This is a genomic window from Frankia sp. AiPa1, from assembly GCF_023243075.1.
Classification (GTDB): domain Bacteria; phylum Actinomycetota; class Actinomycetes; order Frankiales; family Frankiaceae; genus Frankia.
The window spans coordinates 1-1,040 of the sequence record NZ_JALKFZ020000018.1; the positions used below are offsets into that span (position 1 = coordinate 1).

The 1,040-nt window shown below is 79.1% G+C and carries 1 protein-coding gene; it reads left to right on the plus strand.

The genetic code is table 11. The features are described 5' to 3' along the window. Positions 1 to 169: 169 nt before the first annotated feature. The coding region (locus MXD95_RS04060) for a glycosyltransferase (RefSeq protein ID WP_250639167.1) at positions 170 to 1,040 on the plus strand (871 nt) is incomplete at its 3' end.

Sequence of the window (1,040 nt, forward strand, 5' to 3'; positions counted from 1 at the left end):
CGCCCGGGAGCGCACTGATCATGGATCTCCCCTCCTCGCCGGGCACCCCGCACGCCGCCGGCGGCGACTCGTCCCCGCCCCCCCCCCCCCCCGCCGCCCCCCCCCCCCCCCCCCCCCCCCCCCCCCCCCCCAGCGGCGCACGGCCGCGCGGTCCCATGCGGGTGCGCCGGTGTTGTGGGCGCCGTCGGCACCGCTGCCGGGCTACCCCGCCTTTCGCTTCGCCGTGCCATGGCCCGCGTTGACCGCCGCGCTGCGCGAGTTCGACCCGGACATCGCTCACGTGGCGGCCCCGGCCGGCCTCGGCGCCCAGGCGGTCCTTGCCGCCCGGCGTCTTGGGGTGCCCTCGGTCGCCGTCTACCAGACCGACATCGCGGCCTTCGCCGCCCGCTACGGGCTGCGCGCCGCCGAGCGGACGATCTGGCACTGGCTGGCCACGGTGCACCGACACGCGGCGCGCACACTCGCGCCGTCCTGGGACGCGGTGGACGCGCTGCTGCGACAGGGGGTGCAGCGGGTGGCCCGCTGGGGCCGTGGGGTGGACCTCGAACGGTTCGACCCGTGCCACCGCGACGAGCGGCTGCGCCGAGAGCTCGCCCCGAACGGCGAGCTGCTCGTCGGTTACGTCGGACGGCTCGCCCGGGAGAAGCGAGTGGACCTGCTCGGGTCGGTCGCCGGTCTGCCAGGCACCCGCCTGGTTGTCGTCGGCGACGGGCCGTCACGGCCGGCGCTGGAACGGCAGCTGCCGGGCGCGGCCTTCCTGGGGTTCCGCTCCGGGCGCGACCTGTCCGCGGCGGTGGCGAGCCTGGACGTGTTCGTCCACACCGGCATGCACGAGACGTTCTGCCAGGCCGCGCAGGAGGCCAAGGCCAGTGGGGTGCCGGTGGTGGCGCCCGCGGCCGGCGGGCTGCTGGACGTCGTCGAGCACGGCCGCACCGGTCTGCACTACACCCCGGGCGATCCCTCGGCGCGGGGGGGGGGGGGGGGGGGGGGGGGGGGGGGGGGGGGGGGGGGGGGGGGGGGGGGGGGGGGGGGGGGGGGGG